Here is a 17,203-nt window from a genome sequence, read left to right as displayed (position 1 = left end):
CGGACCCCGCCCCTCTTGAAGAAACGCGACGTACGATCCGGACATGGCCGCCCCCCGCCGCGACACCCGCGGGATCGTCGACCCGGCCGGCCTGCTGACCCGTGTGCGGTTCCGCCGCCACCGGCCCGCCGAGCCGCTGCGCCGCCATGTCGAGACGTACTGGTTCATCGACTGGGACCTGCCCGAGCCCTACGCCTCCCACGTCGTCCCGCACCCCTCCGTCAACCTCACCTTCCAGTGGGACGCCGACGACGGTCCGCCCTACGGCGAGCTGACCGGCGTCGCGCTCGGCCTCTTCACCCGGAAGCTGACCGGACAGGGCCGGGTGTGCGGGGCGAAGTTCCGGCCCGGCGGCTTCCGGCCCTACGCCCCCGACGTGCCCGTCTCGCACTGGACCGGCCGCGCACTGCCCGCCCGGGACGTCTTCCCGCGAGCCGACGACGCCACCGCCCGGTCGGTCGTCACCCCCGCCGACGATCTCGACCGGATCGCCGCGCTCGACGCGTTCCTGCTCTCCCTCGACCCCGCACCGGACCCCCGGGCCGACCACGCCATGGACCTCGTCCAGCGCGTGCGCACCGACCGCAGCCTCCGCAGGGTCACCGACCTGGCCGACCAGGAGGGCGTCTCCGTACGACTCCTCCAACGCCTCTTCGCCACCTACGTGGGCGTCAGCCCCAAGTGGGTCATCCTGCGCTACCGCATCCACGAGGCCCTGGAGCGCGCGGAGACCGAGCAGGCGCTGGACTGGCCCTCCCTCGCGGCCGACCTGGGCTACGCCGACCAGGCCCATCTGATCCGCGACTTCAAGGCGACGATCGGCGTACCGCCCACGGCCTACGCGCCCGCCTCAGCCAAGCGGTAGCACTGGCGCTGGCGCTGGCGCTCAGCCAAGCGGTAGCGCGTCCATGTAGGCGTTCGTCGGCTTGCGGATCTTCTGCACGCTCCGCACGTCCAACGCCACCGGCGCCGACGAGGTCCCCAGCTTCCCGGCCGCGTGCCAGACGCCCGTGACCGCCACCCAGGTGTCCGCCTCGGGCGCGGCCACCCCGTACATCCGCACCTTCAACGTCGTGGCGTCCGCCGCGCAGCAGCTGACCAGGATCCGCGTCAGATACCACCCGTCCGCGCCGTCACCGGCAGGGGACGCGAACCCGGTCAGCTGCACCGCCCGCCCCTTCACGGCGAGGCTGCGGTCCTGCTGCACCCGCTGCGTGAAGTCGGTCAGCGTGATCGGCAGCGGCGAGGTCGCGGGCAGCGGATCGAACCCGTCGTCGTCCACCGTCGCGACGGCCTTCGCCGGCTCCCGCGAGGCGGTGTAGGACCCGAGCGCGGGCGGCGCGTAGAACAGCAGGCTCAGCACCGGCAGGAACAGCAGCCAGGCGACCCGGGGCACCCGAGAGTGATCGTGCCCGTGCTCCTGCTCGTGCCCCTGCTCGTGCTCGTGCTCGTGGTGCTCGTGGTGGTCCTGGTGGTCGTCGGCCCGCCGTCGTCTGACGGCGGTCCACGCCTCGACCGCCCCCAGCACCACCAGCACCACCCCGGCCGCGACCAGCAACGGCCGCATCCCCGGCTTCACGTACCGCAGGTACTCCTCGGTGAACAGCGAGGTCCGCAGCAACCCGACCCCGCTCAGCACCAGCAGCACGACCTGCACCAACCGCTTCACAGCAGCACCCCTCCCACGATCACGCTGCACACCACCGCGACCACCGTCGTGGCCGCCGAGAACCGCCACGCGAAGGCCCGCCCGAACGTCCCCGCCTGCAACGCGATCAGCTTCAGATCGACCATCGGCCCCACCACCATGAACGCCAGCCGCGCCGTCGGCGAGAACCCGCTCAGCGAGGCCGCCACGAACGCGTCCGCCTCGCTGCACACCGCCAGCACGATCGCCAGCGCCGCCAGGAACAGCACCGACAGCCACGGCGAACCGGAGAACGTGTCCAGCACCGACCGCGGCATCGCCACATTGAAGGTCGCCGCCGCCATCGCGCCCACCACCAGGAAACCGCCCGCGTGCAGAAAGTCGTGCTGAAAGCCCTGCCGGAACTCCGTCCACCGGCTGTGCCCGGCCTGATGCCCGGTGTGCCGCACGGCCGGCCGCAGCCACTCCGACTTCCCCAGCCAGAGCCACAGCCAGCCCATCGCGGCCGCGGTGACCAGCGAGGCCGCCAACCGGGCCAGCACCATCTCCGGACTGCCCGGAAACGCCACGGCCGTCGCCGTCAGCACGATCGGGTTGATGGCCGGAGCGGACAGCAGAAAAGCGAACGCGGCCGCCGGCGCGACCCCCCGCCCGATCAGACTGCCGGCCACCGGCACCGACGCGCACTCGCACCCCGGGAGCACCACCCCCGCCAGCCCCGCCACCGGCACCGCCAGCGCCGGCCGCTTCGGCAGCAGCCGCTGGAACACACTCGCCGGCACGAACGCGTTGATCGCCCCCGACAGCGCCGTGCCCAACAGCAGGAACGGCAGCGCCTGCACGATCACGGCCAGACACACCGTCCGCCACGCCTGCCCCGCCGGCTCGTCCAGGGACCGCCCCACGAGCACCAGCAGCACACCCGGCAACACGGCCGCGCCCAGCAGCAACAGCGGCCAGTGCCGCGGCAGTTCACGCCCCGGACGGCCACCGCCCCGAACCTCCTCGGCCACCCCCGCCGAGGACGCCCGTATCTCCGTCTCCTGCATCCCGCCCCCAGAAGTCCCCTGCGTCACCCGACCGTCCCGGCCGCAGGACCACCCCGACCCTAGACCCGCCCCCTCAGCCCCGACGCCCAGGGGCTGTGCGGCCCTGGATCCGGCCCTGGGGCCTGTCCTAGATCCGGCCCTCCCGCAACCGCACGACCTGCTCCGCGCCGAACTCCACCGTCCGCCGCATGTGCCCCACGATCACCGCGAGTTCGGCGTCCGCTAGATCGTCGAAGAGCGGCATCCAGTCGCCGCCCAGCCGCTCCCACATCCGCCCGAACTCCGCGATCCGCTCCGGCACCGTCGCCACCAGCACCCGCCGCCGATCGGCCGCGTCCCGCTCCCGGACCACGTAACCCGCCCGCTCCAACCGGTCCACCAGCCGGGTCGCCGACCCGGTGGTCAGCCCCGTCAGCTCGGCTACCCGACCCGTCGTCACCGGCTCCCGCTCCAGCGTGAGCAGGTTCAGACACTGCAGATCGGTCGGATGCAGCCCCAGACGGTCGGCGAGCGCCTGGTTGAACAGGGCATACGCGGCCATGTACCGGCGGGAGACCACGGACAGCTCGTCCAGCAGCCGAGACCGCACGTTCCCCGACATCGCTTCCCTTCGCCGGCGCCGGCGCCGCCGTCGGCTGCCGTCCGCAGATGGTACGACGACGCACCGACCCCACGGGCGTCAGAAGAAGTCGCAGGAAGTCGGAGGAAGTCAGAAGAAATAGGCGTCCCCGGTGTCCAGCACCAGCACCTGCTGCCGGTCATTGGACCGATTTCGGTCCACGGCCCCACCGCCCCACAAGGTGTCGACCTGCATCGTCACCTCCGCCGGCCGCCCCCGCAGCCACACCCGCAACGCCAGCTGCTCCCCCAGCCCGTCCGCGGCCAGCGCCCCCGTCCGGCACACCACCTCCTGGCGACCCGTGCGCGCACACCCGGCCGGCAGCCACTGCTCCCCCGCCGCCAACGGCACCGACCAGCGCAGCCGCACCGTCGAGTCGGCGACGGCGCCCGGACCGTGGTTGCGCGGAGTCAGCCGTACGTCGACCCGGCCTCCGTCCATGACCGCGAAGCCGTGATACGACAGGTCGGCCTCGGTCTCCTCCCCCACCGCATGCGCGGGCACCACACCCGCGCCCACCGCCAGCACGGCACCCGCACCCCACACCACGAGACCCCGCAACCTGCGCATGCCACCACTCCTAGATCAGAAACCACCGGAAACCACCGGAAACAGCCGGAACAGCCGGAACAGCCGGGCCCTACGCAAGGGATGTATCCCACGCCCGGCGCCCCGCAGGCGCCCTCCAACAGGTGACAGAGTCCTTGGCGGTCATCATGTACACGCCCCGAGGGAACTGAGCAGCGGCTTATCCTGGCGAGAGCCAGCCGCACGCACGTCCGAGGAGCGCTCATGCCCGCCGCCGCCCCGTCCGCACCCTCCCGCATCGCGATCGTCACCGGTGCGAGCAGCGGAATCGGCGCCGCCACCGCCCGGCAACTCGCCGCGGCCGGCTACCGCGTGGTCCTGACCGCCCGCCGCAAGGACCGCATCGAGGCGCTCGCGGAGGAGATCAACGCGGCCGGCCACCAGGCGACCGCCTACCAGCTGGACGTGACCGACCGCGCCGCCGTGGACGAGTTCGCCACCGCCTTCAAGACCATCGGCGTCCTCGTCAACAACGCGGGCGGCGCACTCGGCGCCGACCCCGTCGCCACCGGCGACCCCGCCGACTGGCGCACGATGTACGAGACGAACGTCCTCGGCACCCTGAACATCACCCAGGCCCTCCTGCCCCAGCTGGTCGCGAGCGGCGACGGCACGGTGGTCGTCGTCTCCTCCACCGCCGGACACGGCACGTACGAGGGCGGCGCGGGCTACGTCGCCGCCAAGCACGGTGCCCACGTCCTCGCCGAGACCCTCCGCCTGGAGATCGTCGGCCGGCCGGTCCGCGTCATCGAGATCGCCCCCGGCATGGTCAAGACCGACGAGTTCGCCCTCACCCGCTTCAACGGCGACGAGGACAAGGCGGCCAAGGTCTACGAGGGCGTCGCCGAACCCCTCACCGCCTCCGACGTGGCCGAGACGATCACCTGGGCGGTGACCCGCCCGAGCCACGTCAACGTGGACCTCCTGGTCCTGCGCCCCCGCGCCCAGGCATCGAACACCAAGGTCCACAGGGAGCTGTGATGCCCCCGGAGGACACCACGGACCCGGCGGCGGACGCGGCGGCGGACGCGCAGAACGCGCTGAAGGCGCAGGAACAGCGCCGCCTCGCCCAGGAGACCAGGGACGAACGCAAGATGTGGGGCTTCCTGGCCTACTTCCTCTTCGGCATCCACTTCATCGCGTTCGTCATGATCTACGCGGTCCGCCACGCGAAGTGACGCTCAAGGCGCCGTGCAGGTCGGATCGTCCACGATCACCGCGTTGGCCGGAATGACGACGACCTCGTCGTCGTCATCGTCGGCCTGCACGGACTTGGTCGTGGCGTAGCCCCGCTTCCCCTGCCCCACACACTTCGTGGCGAGGTTCCCGAACCCGTCCGGAAAGTTGAACACCTCGGCCGGACCGTCCTCCCCACGCTGCCCCGCCACCGGAGCGTCGGCCTTCCCACGCTCGTCGTAGTGCTCCTGCGAACAGGCGCCGAGCGCGAGAACGAGAACGGCCACCAGGCCGACGCCGCTCACCCGCCGCACGTCTTGTCCTCCACGATCTGCACATTGGACGGACCGGTGGCGTTGGTCGTCACATACGCCCGAAACCCGTGCCCCACACACTTCGTGGCGAGGTTCCCGAACCCGTCGGGCATGTTGAACACCTCGGCAGGAGTGTCGTCCCCCGCGTTCCCCTGCACCGGGGCGTCCCCCCTCCCCCGCTTGTCCTCATACCCCTGCGAACACCCGGCGAGCAGGCCCCCCATGACGAGCACGCACACCACAGCGCATATCCGCTTCATCAGACACCCCCGTGTCATCGCCCCGAACTGGCCCATCTGAAGACAGCACCGCACCCCCGTTCGGTTCCCCGGTTCCGCCGGGGGCGCCGCGCTCCGTCAGCCCTTCACGCAGACGACCTGCTTCAGCTTCGCGACGACCTCCACGAGGTCCCGCTGCTGATCGATGACCTGCTCGATCGGCTTGTAGGCGCTCGGGATCTCGTCCACGACGCCGGAGTCCTTACGGCACTCCACGCCCTGCGTCTGCTCCTCCAGGTCCTTCGTCGTGAAGCGGCGCTTGGCCGCGTTGCGGCTCATCCGCCGACCGGCCCCGTGCGAAGCCGAGTTGAACGACTTCTCGTTGCCGAGTCCCTTCACGATGTACGAACCCGTCCCCATCGAGCCCGGGATGATCCCGTACTCGCCGGAACCGGCCCGGATCGCGCCCTTGCGGGTCACGAGCAGGTCCATGCCTTCGTACCGCTCCTCGCTCACGTAGTTGTGGTGGCAGGAGATCTCCGGCTCGAAGTTCGGCTTCGCCTTCTTGAACTCCTTGCGGACCACGTCCTTCAGGAGCGCCATCATCAGCGTGCGGTTGTACTTCGCGTACTCCTGGGCCCAGAACAGGTCATTGCGGTACGCCCCCATCTGCGGCGTGTCCGCGACGAACACGGCGAGGTCGCGGTCGATCAGCCCCTGGTTGTGCGGGAGCTTCTGGGCCACGCCGATGTGGTGCTCGGCCAGCTCCTTGCCGATGTTCCGGGAGCCGGAGTGGAGCATGAGCCAGACCGAGTCGTCGCCACTGATGCAGACCTCGACGAAGTGGTTGCCGCTGCCGAGCGTTCCCATCTGCTTTGTGGCACGGTCCTGCCGGAATTTGACCGCTTCGGCGACCCCGTCGAACCGCCCCCAGAAGTCGTCCCACCCCCCGGTGGCCAGTCCATGGAACCGACCCGGCTCGACGGGGCTGTCATGCATCCCCCGCCCGACCGGAATGGCTTCCTCGATCTTCGACCGCAGTCGGGACAGATCCCCCGGCAGGTCGTTCGCCGTCAACGACGTCTTGACCGCCGACATCCCGCAGCCGATGTCCACGCCCACCGCCGCAGGGCACACCGCCCCCTGCATCGCGATGACCGAGCCGACCGTCGCGCCCTTCCCGTAGTGGACGTCCGGCATGACCGCCAGGCCCTTGATCCACGGCAGGGTCGCCACGTTGCGCAGCTGCTGAAGCGCGCCCTCCTCGACCGACGTCGGGTCGGCCCACATACGGATGGGTACCTTCGCGCCCGGCATTTCCACGTACGACATATCGTCCTCATTCCCCCGGAACAACTACAGAAGTCAGTTATCGCAAAACCGGAGCCAAGATCCACTAAATCGGACGGCGGACCGGCGTCCACGGTGTTGCGTGCGATACACATTGTCTGCAGGGGCCGCCCCCGCCCGGCAAGCGAATAACCAGCGGGGACACTGGACCACCCACCACCAAAAAAAAGCGACTCACCGTCGAGCCAGAACCTTCGAGAGGAGCCGACCGTGCAGCGGAAGGCGTACGTACCCGGCGTCGTCGCGCTCCTCGCGGCGCTGCTGGCCGGCTGCACCAGTGGTTCGGAGGAGGGCGGCTCGACGGACAACTCCAACCCGGGCGAGGCCGGCACCGCCACCTCCGCCGCGCAGCCCGGCAAGTACGCCACGCTCCCGGAGGCGTGCGGCGTCGTGGACCGGTCCACGCTCGACTCCCTGCTCCCCGGCGTCAAACAGCTCGCCGACGAGACGCAGCGCGAGACGGCCTACGCGGGTGCGGCGACGCTGACGTACGACACGGACCGCAAGGTGGGCTGCCGTTGGAAGGTGGAGTCGACGGACGCCACCGACCATCTCTTCGTCGACTTCGAGCGCGTCGTCTCCTACGACAACGCCGTCAGCGACGACAGCCAGGCCGAGACGCTCTTCGCGACGAAGGTGACGGCTGCCGACCTCCCGGCCCAGGTCGCCTCCTCGCCGACCACCACCGGGTCCCCGTCCACGTCCACGACCACGGGCACGACCACGGGCCCCTCCTCCTCGGCGACCCTCTCGCCCTCCGCCTCGACCGCCGCCGCATCCCCCTCCTCCTCCGCGTCCGCCTCCGCCTCCCCCTCGCCGTCCTCCTCCGCCGACATCCAGCCCCGGCTGCTGGACGATCTGGGCGACGAGGCGTTCGTCGACGATCTGCTCAGCAGTTCCGGTTCGACGGCCAAGCAGCGCACCGTGACTGTGGCGTTCCGCACGTCGAACGTCATTGTGACCATCGAGTACGAGGAGCAGCCGGCGACCGTCGGTGTGGTGCCGGACAGTGAGGAAATGCAGGACAAGGCCCGGAAACTGGCCGCGCAGCTGGCCGACTCCCTGGCCGGCTGAGGCCACTTCGGTCCCGTCCGCACCCCCCTCGTAAAGCCTTCGAAGGGGAACCGCACAGCTTCTTCACCGCGTACCGTGGCCCCTCGGACCCGATCCGACCGCAGGAACCACGAGCGTCATGAGTGAAGGAACCATGCAGCGACGAGCCCAGCGTGACGGCCAGTTTGACCAGTGCGAGCAGCGTGCGGAGCGAGTGAGGCGTGCCGGAGGGCGCAGCAGCAGCCGCCTTCTCGTCGCAGCCGTGGCCGTCCCGGTGATGCTGTTCGCCGCGGGCTGCTCCTCCGACTCCGGCTCCGACGACGGCGCGCAGGACACGAGCGCGTCGGCCGGCTCCGGTACGGACTCGGCCGCGAGCGCCGCGCCGACCGTGCAGGCGGCGGCGTACAAGACGCTGCCGGAGGCGTGTGCGGTGCTGTCGAAGAAGACGCTGACCGAGTTGGTGCCGAAGGGTGCGGCCTCGGGCAAGGAGGGGACGTCCAGTGACACCGCGGCCCGGACCAGTTGTTCCTGGTCGAGCTTGGCGAACAACGGTGTGAAGGGCTCCCAGTTCCGCTGGCTGAACGTGTCCTTGCTGCGTTTCGAGTCGGATGCGACGACGGGCGACGGCGAGTCGCAGGCGAAGACGTACTACGCGAAGCAGGTCAAGGAAGCCCAGGCGGTGTCGGGCGCGAAGAACGCGAAGTCGCAGGCGGTCGCGGGGACGGGCGACGAGGCGACGCTGGTGGCGTACGACCTGAAGAAGACGGAGGGCGCCTTCAAGCAGCAGACGGTCGTGGCGCGGGTCGAGAACGTGGTGATCACGCTCGACTACAACGGCGCCGGTCTGGCGGGCGAGAAGACGCCGAGCGCGGACACGCTGACGAAGTCGGCGGAGAAGGCGGCGAAGGAGGCGGTGGCCTCGGTGCAGTCGGCCAACGGCGAGGGCACCGGCGGTGGTTCGGGTGCGTCGACCTCGAGCCCGGCCCCTTCGAAGACGGCCTCGTCGGGGGCGTCGTCCTCGTCGGCTCCGAAGGCGACGCCTTCCGGGTCGGCGTCGGCCACGGGGAAGGCCACGACGGCCGCGGCGGCTCCGAAGGCTTCCGCTTCCGCGAAGAGCTGACGGACCGGCAACGCGTGCGCCGCACACATGTGCCACCCTGTTGCGCGCAAGAACACGCAAGGGGAGGGGAGTACGGGTGTCGGAGCGAATAGAGCTCACCCGGACGCACCGCGTTCTCATCGGCGTGGTCGTGACCGGCGCCGTGATCATCGCCGGCATCGGCTTCGCCGGTTCGTACGCGGCGGTCCGGGAACTGGCTCTGGAGAAGGGCTTCGGGAAGTTCTCCTATGTCTTCCCGATCGGCATCGACGCGGGTATCTGCGTCCTGCTGGCCCTGGATCTGCTGCTGACCTGGATCCGCATCCCCTTCCCGCTGCTGCGGCAGACGGCGTGGCTGCTGACGGCGGCGACGATCGCGTTCAACGGCGCGGCCGCCTGGCCGGACCCGCTGGGCACGGGTATGCACGCGGTGATCCCGATCCTGTTCGTGGTCGCCGTCGAGGCAGCCCGGCACGCGATCGGCCGGATCGCGGACATCACGGCGGACAAGCACATGGAGGGCGTGCGCATCACGCGCTGGCTGCTCTCCCCGTTGCCGACGTTCCTGCTGTGGCGCCGGATGAAGCTGTGGGAGCTGCGCTCCTACGACCAGGTGATCAAGCTGGAGCAGGAACGTCTCGTCTATCAGGCGAGGCTGCGTTCCCGCTTCGGTCGCGCCTGGCGTCGGAAGGCTCCGGTGGAGTCGCTGATGCCGCTGCGGCTGGCCCGTTACGGCGTCCCGCTGGCGGATACGGCCCCTGCGGGTCTGGCGGCGGCGGGCATAGAGCCGGCCGTGCTGCCTCCGGCCCCCGTGCCGGTTGCAGCGCCGATTCCGGTGTCCGCGTCCGCGCCTCACCCGGAACTGGCGGCGGCCCCTGCACCCCAGCAGGCGCAGCAGGCGCAGCAGGCGCAGCAGCCCCAGCAAGGGCAGCAGCCTGCCTTGCAGGCCCAGCAGGCCGATTACGCGCCCGCGCCCGTCCCGCCCGAGGAGGACCAGAGCCCCTGGTTCCAGGCGCCTCCGAGCGAGATGCAGTACCAGGGCGGCTACGACCCCAGCTACGACCCCACGGAGCAGTACGCCCAGTGGTACGAGGAGCAGCGGCGGGCCGAGCAGTACCAGGACCAGTACCAGGAGGAGCCCCCGGTCCAGGAACCCTCCCCGGAGGAGACGGGCAGCTTCCCCATCCCGGTGGGCCCGGGTCGCAGCCGTGAGCTGGGCGAGGGCGGCGGCCCGCCCGAGCCGGACGAGGACGACTATTACCAGGTCTTCCGTGAGTCGACGAAGGGCGGGAACGGAGCGCCGAGCCCCAAGGGGTTCATCTTCGATGTCGAGGCGACGTACGGCATCACCCTTCCCGAGGCCGAGGCCAAGCGGATGGTGAACCGCTTCTCCAACCGTCTCAACGCTGAAATGGCGGACGAGCACATCGCATGAGAAAGCGCCCGGTGCCCCACGGCACCGGGCGCTTTCCTCACTGCGTCACTCCCCGAGCAGGGCCCGTACCCGTTCCTGCCCCACCGCCAGCAGCAGTGTGGGCAGCCGCGGTCCCGTGTCCCGCCCGACCAGCAGGTGGTAGAGCAGGGCGAAGAACGTCCGCTGGGCGGTCTTGATCTCCGGCGGGAGTTCCTTGGGCGTGGCGTCCGCGGAGAACCCGGCCTGTACCTTGGGGACGCCGTAGACGAGGTGGGTGAGGCCGTCCAGGGACCAGTGGTCGGCGAGTCCGTCGACCAGGAGCCGCAGGGACTGCTGGGTGGCCTCGTCGAGGGACTTCAGCAGTTCGGCGTCCGCCTCCTCGCGCACGATGGTCCGCTGGTCGGCGGGGACGTGCGTGTTGATCCAGGCCTCGGCCTTGTCGTACCGCGGCCGGGCCTCGTCCAGGGCGGCGAGCGGGTTCTCGGGGTCGAGGTCGCTCAGGATGCGCAGGGCCTGGTCCTGGTGCCCGGCGGTGATGTCGGCGACGGAGGCGAGCGTGCGGTACGGCAGTGGACGCGGGGTGCGCGGCAGCTCACTGCCGGCCGTGCCCACGGCACGCGCGTGTGCCGCGACGTCGGCCGGGAGGGCGGCCCCCTCCGCGACCTTGGCGTCGAGCTTGTCCCACTCGTCGTAGAGCCGCTGGATCTCCTGGTCGAAGGCGATCTTGAAGGACTGGTTGGGCCGGCGGCGGGCGTAGAGCCAGCGCAGGATCTGCGGCTCCATGATCTTCAGCGCATCACCGGGCGTGGGCACACCGCCCTTGCTGCTGGACATCTTGGCCATGCCGCTGATGCCGACGAAGGCGTACATGGGCCCGATGGGCTGCTTGCCGCCGAAGATGCCGACGATCTGGCCGCCGACCTGGAAGCTGGAGCCCGGGGAGGAGTGGTCGACGCCGCTCGGCTCGAAGACGACGCCCTCGTACGCCCAGCGCATCGGCCAGTCGACCTTCCAGACCAGCTTGCCGCGGTTGAACTCGCTGAGCCGGACGGTCTCGGCGAAGCCGCAGGCGGTGCAGGTGTACGACAGCTCGGTGGTGTCGTCGACGTAGGAGGTGACCGTGGTCAGGTCCTTCTCGCAGTTGCCGCAGTACGGCTTGTACGGGAAGTAGCCGACGGACCCGGCCCCGGACGAGCCGTCGTCCTCGGCGGCCGCGCCCGAGCCCTCGGCGGCCTCGACCTCGGCCTCGTCGAGCGGCTTCTGCTGCTGCTTCTTCGCCGCGGCCGGGGCCTTCTTGGTGCGGTACTGCTCGAGGATGGCGTCGATGTCGCCGCGGTGCTTGATCGCGTGCAGGATCTGCTCGCGGTAGACGCCGGAGGTGTACTGCGCGGTCTGGCTGATCCCGTCGAACTCGACGCCGAGTTCGGCCAGCGACTCGACCATCGCGGCCTTGAAGTGCTCGGCCCAGTTCGGGTGGGCGGAGCCCCGCGGCGCCGGGACGGAGGTCAGCGGCTTGCCGATGTGCTCGGCCCAGGTGTCGTCGACGCCGTCGAGGCCGGCCGGCACCTTGCGGTAGCGGTCGTAGTCGTCCCAGGAGATCAGGTGGCGGACCTGGTGGCCGCGGCGGCGGATCTCGTCGGCGACGAGGTGCGGGGTCATGACCTCGCGCAGGTTGCCGAGGTGGATGGGCCCGGAGGGGGACAGTCCGGACGCGACGACCACAGGTTTGCCGGGGGCTCGGCGCTCCGACTCCTCGATGACCTCATCCGCGAAACGGGAGACCCAGTCGGTGGTCTCGGTGCTCTGAGCCACGGGGCACGTCCTTCTTTCTCCTGAAGCAGCCGATACGGTCTACGGCGGCGGCGCCCATTCTCCCAGACCCGATAAGCGGCGCAGCCGCTTATTCAGGGGCGCGGGGAACTGCGCGACCAGCCCCCACCGCCCCGCACCCGGCAACGAGACCGAAAAACCCCTTTGCGGCCCCGTGGGATACTGACCAGGTCTATCAATCCCACGAGGAGAACGGCTCCCACTCCATGACCTCGGTCCCGTCGCTCACCGACCAAGTCCACCAGCGCCTCGCCGACGCCCTCGCTTCCACCCTCCCGGAAGCCGACGGAGTCGACCCGCTGCTGCGACGAAGCGACCGGGCCGACTTCCAGGCCAACGGCATCCTCGCGCTGGCCAAGAAGGCGAAGGCGAACCCGCGGGAGCTGGCGACGCAGGTCGTGGCGAACGTGACGACCGGTGACGTGATCGGGGAGATCGAGGTCTCGGGCCCCGGCTTCCTGAACGTGACGATCACCGACCGGGCGATCACCGAGAACCTGGCCGCGCGGTACGCGGACGAGGCCCGCCTCGGCGTGCCGCACGCCGCGCACGCCGGCACGACGGTGATCGACTACGCGCAGCCGAACGTGGCGAAGGAGATGCACGTCGGTCATCTGCGGTCGGCGGTCATCGGCGACGCGATGGTGCAGATCCTGGAGTTCACCGGCGAGAGCGTGGTCCGCAGGCACCACATCGGCGACTGGGGCACCCAGTTCGGCATGCTCATCCAGTATCTGGACGAGCATCCGCACGAGCTGGACCACAAGGAGTCGCAGGTCAGCGGCGAGGAGGCGATGTCGAACCTCGACCGCCTCTACAAGTCCGCGCGCAAGCTGTTCGACGCCGACGAGGAGTTCAAGACCCGGGCGCGTCGCCGGGTGGTCGACCTCCAGGCGGGCGACCCGCACACGCTGGCGACCTGGCAGAAGTTCGTGGACGAGTCGAAGATCTACTTCTTCTCGGTCTTCGAGAAGCTGGACATGGAGATCCGCGACGAGGACATCGTCGGCGAGTCGGGCTACAACGACATGCTGGCGGAGACCTGCCGGCTGCTGGAGGAGTCCGGGGTCGCGGTCCGCTCCGAGGGCGCGCTGTGCGTGTTCTTCGAGGACGTGAAGGGCCCGGACGGCAATCCGGTCCCGCTGATCGTCCAGAAGTCGGACGGCGGCTACGGCTATGCGGCGACGGACCTGTCGGCGATCCGCGACCGCGTCTTCAACATCAAGGCGAGCTCGCTCATCTACGTCGTGGACGCGCGCCAGTCGCTGCACTTCAAGATGGTGTTCGAGACGGCGCGCAGGGCGGGCTGGCTGAACGAGGACGTGAAGGCGCACCAGTTGGCGTTCGGCACGGTCCTCGGCAAGGACGGCAAGCCGTTCAAGACGCGTGAGGGCGAGACGGTCAAGCTGGTCGACCTCCTCGACGAGGCGGTGGGCCGGGCGACGGCCGTGGTCCGGGAGAAGGCGGAGAAGGTCGGTCTGACCGAGCCGGAGATCGTGGAGAACGGCCGGTACGTGGGCATCGGCGCGGTGAAGTACGCCGACCTGTCGACGTCGGCGGTGCGGGACTACAAGTTCGACCTGGACCAGATGGTCTCGCTGAACGGCGACACGTCCGTGTACCTCCAGTACGCGTACGCCCGTATCCAGTCGATCCTGCGCAAGGCCGGCGAGACCCGCCCGGTCGCTCACCCGGAGCTGGCACTGGCCCCGGCGGAGCGGGCGTTGGGCCTGCACCTGGACCAGTTCGCGGAGACGGTGTCGGAGGTGGCGGCGGCGTACGAGCCGCACAAGCTGGCGGCGTACCTGTACCAGCTGGCCTCGCATCTGACGACGTTCTACGACCAGTGCCATGTGCTGTCGGCCGACAACCCGCCGGAGGTCGTGGAGAACCGTCTCTTCCTGGTGGACCTGACGGCCCGTACGCTCCACCTGGGCATGGCCCTGCTGGGCATCAGGACCCCCGAGAAGCTCTGACGCACCTGACCCACCTGACGCACCCGACGCACGACGAACCGCGGCCCGTCCTCCACCCCCGAGGAGAACGGGCCGCGGCCGCATGGTGACGTACGTACGTCAGACCGTGGGTCGGGCGGTGCGTCAGGCGGCGAACCGCTTGAACGCCGCGCGGGTGCCGCTGCCGGCGATGCCGTCGATGGCGCCGGTGTAGCCGTAGCTGTCCTTCAGGAGCCGCTGGAGCGCCTTGATCGTGTTGGGGCCCGGGTCGCCGTCGATGGAGTCGGTGTAGCCCCAGTACTGCGCGAGGCAGCGCTGGAACGCCTTCCAGCTGTTGGTGCCCAGCTGTCCGTCGATGGAGCCGGTGTAGCCCCAGTACTCGGCCAGCCACCCCTGCACGTTCTTGGCCTCGGCGGAGGTGAGTCCGAAGTTCTCCGTCGCGAGGATGGCGGCGTCGGCGCTCACCGCCGTCTTGGCGGCGGGTGCGGGGGCCGCGTAGCCGGTGCCCGCGGCCGCCAGGGTTCCGGCGGCGATGCCGACGACGGCGGTGAGACTGACGATGGTCCTGGCCAAGACGTTCGGTCGCATGTGTTCCTCTTTCGGCTTGCGGCTTTTGGCTTGCGGCTTTCGGCCTTCGGTTCGTCGGTGACGACAAGAGAGTGCGGGGCGGTCGGCGACGGCCGCCACAGCCGCCGCGCAAGTGACGGCTTCCTGGGACGTCCCACCCTTTGACCTGCGCGAACACCGCCGCCCGGGACGGTCTGGCGGGACAGTTGTGGCAGACGTGGTTCCGCTCATGCAGAATCGACCAAGCGGGGGGTCGCTGATCATGGCCATGACCATCTGGGGGGAACACCATGTCGCGCCGCAAAGCGCTGCCCGACGAACTCGACCCGAACGCCCGGCAGTTGGTGGAGCACTTACGACGACTGAAGGACCACAGCGAGCTGAGCATGCGTCAGCTGGCGACGAAGACGGGGTACAGCCAGAAGTCGTGGGAGCGGTATCTGGGCGGCAGGTCGCTCCCACCGCGCGAGGCCGTGGAGGCACTGGCCCGGATCTGCGGCGACGACCCGGTCCGCCTGCTCGCGCTGCACGAGGTGGCCGCCGACACCTGGCCCGGCCCCCACCCGACGGCATCCCTGTCGTCCCTGTCGGCCCCGTCGTCCTACTCGTCCCCGTCGTCCCCCGCCGAATCCGAACCGCACGCGCACGCCGGGTCGGAGCCCCCCGCCACCACTGCCGAGCAACCGGCCGCCGTGGACACGCGCGTCCCCGGACGCTCGCTGCGCATCGCGCTCGGGGCGGGCGCGGTCGCCCTCGTCCTGGCCGTCTCCTCGACCGTCCTCCTCGTCATCCGTCTCAACGACGGCGGCGACCGGCACGCGGCCGCCGCCGTCCCGTCCACCGCCCCGGCCTCCTCGCCTGCTCCGGTGTACACCTGCGCGATCGAGCGGACCGGCGGCCTCTGGTACGCGGGCATCAGCCGCACGCAGAACACCGAGATCTTCTACGGCAGCGTCGGCCCCGATGTGGCCGAGGCGCAGTGCCTGCTGCGCCGGGCGGGCATCTCGCCGGGCGGCATCGACGGGGAGTTCGGTCCGCTGACGCAACGCGCGGTCAAGGCCATGCAGAAGCGGTCCGGTCTGATCATGGACGGCATCGTCGGCCCGAAGACCTGGAAGGCGCTGCGCGGATGACGCCGTCACCGGGAGGCGCGCGACTGACGGCGGCGCTGAAGGAGCTGAAGGACCGCACGGGCCTCAGCCTGGCCCGCCTCGCCGCCGAGACCACGTTCAGCAAATCCTCCTGGGAGCGCTACCTGAACGGCAGGTCGCTGCCGCCCCGCCAGGCGGTGCAGGAGCTGTGCCGCCTGGCCGGCGAGCCGGACGGGCGGTGCCTGGCGCTGTGGGAGATCGCGAAGTCGGAGGGAGCGGACCGCCCGAAGGCCCCGCCCCCACCCCCACTACCGTCCCCGTCCCAGTCCCCGTCTCCCTCCGAGCCTCCCTCTCCCTCCCATTCTCCTTCCCCGCCCCCGGAAGAAAGCGCTCCGGTTCCGGTCGGGCATCGGGGTGCGGCGGCCGCGGCGATCCTCGCGTCGGTGTGCGCGGTGGTGTTCGGGGCCGTCGCCCTGACGCTTGTCCTCCTCCCGGAGAAGAGCCCCGCGCCCCGGCCGTCGGCGACCCCGTCCACCGGCGGCCCGCAGTGCAGGACGACCACCTGCGAGGGCAAGAACCCGGCGGCCATGAACTGCGCGGGCTCGCCGGACACGCTCGCCGAGCACATCACGGCCACCGGAGCCTCCATCCAGCTGCGCTACAGCAGGGCGTGCGGGACGAGTTGGGCGCGGATGTGGGGTGCGCGGATCGGCGACCGCATCGAATCAAGAGCGGCCACGAGCGCCGGCCGTCTCCACACCGCGCGGGTCGAGGACCGGGTCGAGGCGGACACCTACGTCACCACGGGCATGACCGCGACCGTCCTCGGCACGGTCGTCGAGGCCTGCTTCCTGCCGGTGGCGGGCGGCGCGAAGGAGTGCTTCGAGGCCCGGGCGGCGGTCAGAGGCTGAGGACGGCCCGCAGCGCCGTGTCGACGCTCTCCATCTCGTCCACGGGGACGTCGCCGTGGTACTTGCCGTCCTCGAAGCGGGTCAGCCGGAAGTTGTACAGATCCGGGGCCACGACCATCCCCCGCAGCGGCATCGACACCCGCACGGTGACCAGCGACTCCGGCCGCTCCCCCGAGGTGTCGAGCAGGGCGCACAGGACAGCGCCCGAGTGCAGTTCGGCCACATGGTCGTTCTGCACGACGACGACCGTGCGATCCCGGCCCACCGTGGAGACCGTCCACACCTGTCCACGCTTGAGTTGTCCCACCCCGTGAGCTTACT

19 protein-coding genes are annotated in these 17,203 nt (G+C 70.4%); 9 read left to right on the top strand and 10 right to left on the bottom strand.

The annotated features are described in order from the left end of the window. The first annotated feature begins 43 nt into the window (after window positions 1-43). Window positions 44-865: a DUF6597 domain-containing transcriptional factor gene (locus ACWD4O_RS21120; RefSeq protein ID WP_451281806.1), complete on the top strand. Its 822-nt coding sequence runs from the start codon at window positions 44-46 to the stop codon at window positions 863-865. A 21-nt stretch (window positions 866-886) separates the two neighbouring features. Here ACWD4O_RS21120 and ACWD4O_RS21115 read toward each other — a convergent pair whose 3' ends face one another. From ACWD4O_RS21115 to ACWD4O_RS21100, 4 genes are all read right to left on the bottom strand, one after another. Next, complete coding sequence (locus tag ACWD4O_RS21115) at window positions 887-1,669, bottom strand: TIGR03943 family putative permease subunit (protein WP_451281804.1); 783 nt, start codon at window positions 1,667-1,669, stop codon at window positions 887-889. Then, window positions 1,666-2,697, bottom strand: a complete 1,032-nt coding sequence (locus ACWD4O_RS21110) for a permease (RefSeq protein WP_451281802.1) — start codon at window positions 2,695-2,697, stop codon at window positions 1,666-1,668. The genes ACWD4O_RS21115 and ACWD4O_RS21110 overlap by 4 nt, the downstream gene beginning before the upstream one ends. Before the next feature lie 127 nt (window positions 2,698-2,824). After that, the gene (locus ACWD4O_RS21105; RefSeq protein ID WP_351918762.1) at window positions 2,825-3,298 is read right to left on the bottom strand and encodes a MarR family winged helix-turn-helix transcriptional regulator; all 474 of its coding nucleotides are present in this window, start codon (window positions 3,296-3,298) and stop codon (window positions 2,825-2,827) included. Window positions 3,299-3,406: 108 nt separating this feature from the next. Further along, window positions 3,407-3,886, bottom strand: coding sequence for a hypothetical protein (locus tag ACWD4O_RS21100; RefSeq protein ID WP_451281800.1), 480 nt, complete (start codon window positions 3,884-3,886; stop codon window positions 3,407-3,409). Between the two features lie 222 nt (window positions 3,887-4,108). On the opposite strand from ACWD4O_RS21100, the gene ACWD4O_RS21095 reads away from it, so the two are divergent. Next, window positions 4,109-4,885: an SDR family NAD(P)-dependent oxidoreductase gene (locus tag ACWD4O_RS21095; RefSeq protein WP_451281798.1), complete on the top strand. Its 777-nt coding sequence runs from the start codon at window positions 4,109-4,111 to the stop codon at window positions 4,883-4,885. Continuing rightward, entirely contained in the window at window positions 4,885-5,082 is a 198-nt protein-coding gene (locus ACWD4O_RS21090; protein WP_451281796.1) for a hypothetical protein, read from the top strand. The genes ACWD4O_RS21095 and ACWD4O_RS21090 overlap by 1 nt, the downstream gene beginning before the upstream one ends. 3 nt (window positions 5,083-5,085) lie before the next feature. Here the strand turns inward: ACWD4O_RS21090 and ACWD4O_RS21085 are convergent, their stop codons facing one another. The 3 genes from ACWD4O_RS21085 to ACWD4O_RS21075 all read right to left on the bottom strand — a co-directional run bounded on the left by ACWD4O_RS21085 (window position 5,086) and on the right by ACWD4O_RS21075 (window position 6,944). Then, window positions 5,086-5,394, bottom strand: coding sequence for a hypothetical protein (locus tag ACWD4O_RS21085; protein ID WP_451281795.1), 309 nt, complete (start codon window positions 5,392-5,394; stop codon window positions 5,086-5,088). Next, a complete protein-coding gene (locus tag ACWD4O_RS21080; protein WP_451281793.1) occupies window positions 5,382-5,552 on the bottom strand; it encodes a hypothetical protein in 171 nt (56 codons plus the stop codon). Before ACWD4O_RS21080 ends, ACWD4O_RS21085 begins: the two co-directional genes overlap by 13 nt. A gap of 198 nt (window positions 5,553-5,750) precedes the next feature. After that, a complete protein-coding gene (locus ACWD4O_RS21075; protein WP_451281791.1) occupies window positions 5,751-6,944 on the bottom strand; it encodes an RtcB family protein in 1,194 nt (397 codons plus the stop codon). A 228-nt stretch (window positions 6,945-7,172) separates the two neighbouring features. On the opposite strand from ACWD4O_RS21075, the gene ACWD4O_RS21070 reads away from it, so the two are divergent. The 3 genes from ACWD4O_RS21070 (at window position 7,173) to ACWD4O_RS21060 (ending at window position 10,549) form a co-directional block, all read left to right on the top strand. Then, window positions 7,173-8,036 (top strand): DUF3558 domain-containing protein, encoded by an 864-nt coding sequence (locus ACWD4O_RS21070; RefSeq protein WP_451281789.1) that lies wholly within the window; start codon window positions 7,173-7,175, stop codon window positions 8,034-8,036. Window positions 8,037-8,154: 118 nt separating this feature from the next. After that, a complete protein-coding gene (locus ACWD4O_RS21065; RefSeq protein WP_451281787.1) occupies window positions 8,155-9,135 on the top strand; it encodes a DUF3558 domain-containing protein in 981 nt (326 codons plus the stop codon). 76 nt (window positions 9,136-9,211) lie between these two features. Then, window positions 9,212-10,549, top strand: coding sequence for a DUF2637 domain-containing protein (locus tag ACWD4O_RS21060; protein ID WP_451281785.1), 1,338 nt, complete (start codon window positions 9,212-9,214; stop codon window positions 10,547-10,549). Window positions 10,550-10,594: 45 nt separating this feature from the next. Here the strand turns inward: ACWD4O_RS21060 and lysS are convergent, their stop codons facing one another. Beyond that, the gene (gene lysS, locus ACWD4O_RS21055; protein ID WP_451281783.1) at window positions 10,595-12,340 is read right to left on the bottom strand and encodes a lysine--tRNA ligase; all 1,746 of its coding nucleotides are present in this window, start codon (window positions 12,338-12,340) and stop codon (window positions 10,595-10,597) included. 224 nt (window positions 12,341-12,564) lie between these two features. Here lysS and argS point away from each other — a divergent pair, with 224 nt between their 5' ends. Beyond that, on the top strand, window positions 12,565-14,334 hold the full coding sequence (gene argS / locus ACWD4O_RS21050; RefSeq protein WP_451281782.1) for an arginine--tRNA ligase: 1,770 nt from the start codon (window positions 12,565-12,567) through the stop codon (window positions 14,332-14,334). 123 nt (window positions 14,335-14,457) lie between these two features. Here argS and ACWD4O_RS21045 read toward each other — a convergent pair whose 3' ends face one another. Continuing rightward, complete coding sequence (locus ACWD4O_RS21045) at window positions 14,458-14,901, bottom strand: peptidoglycan-binding domain-containing protein (protein ID WP_451281780.1); 444 nt, start codon at window positions 14,899-14,901, stop codon at window positions 14,458-14,460. A gap of 269 nt (window positions 14,902-15,170) precedes the next feature. On the opposite strand from ACWD4O_RS21045, the gene ACWD4O_RS21040 reads away from it, so the two are divergent. Next, a complete protein-coding gene (locus ACWD4O_RS21040; RefSeq protein ID WP_451281778.1) occupies window positions 15,171-16,013 on the top strand; it encodes a peptidoglycan-binding protein in 843 nt (280 codons plus the stop codon). Further along, on the top strand, window positions 16,010-16,882 hold the full coding sequence (locus ACWD4O_RS21035) for a DUF2690 domain-containing protein (protein ID WP_451281776.1): 873 nt from the start codon (window positions 16,010-16,012) through the stop codon (window positions 16,880-16,882). The genes ACWD4O_RS21040 and ACWD4O_RS21035 overlap by 4 nt, the downstream gene beginning before the upstream one ends. Here the strand turns inward: ACWD4O_RS21035 and ACWD4O_RS21030 are convergent. Then, complete coding sequence (locus tag ACWD4O_RS21030; protein WP_351918729.1) at window positions 16,872-17,189, bottom strand: type II toxin-antitoxin system PemK/MazF family toxin; 318 nt, start codon at window positions 17,187-17,189, stop codon at window positions 16,872-16,874. The two genes, ACWD4O_RS21035 and ACWD4O_RS21030, sit on opposite strands and share 11 nt — an antisense overlap. Between the last annotated feature and the right edge of the window lie 14 nt (window positions 17,190-17,203).

It is taken from the genome of Streptomyces sp. NPDC002623, assembly GCF_053592635.1.
Note: the sequence above shows the minus strand (reverse complement) of the source record. Positions and strands in the feature narration are given on the sequence as shown.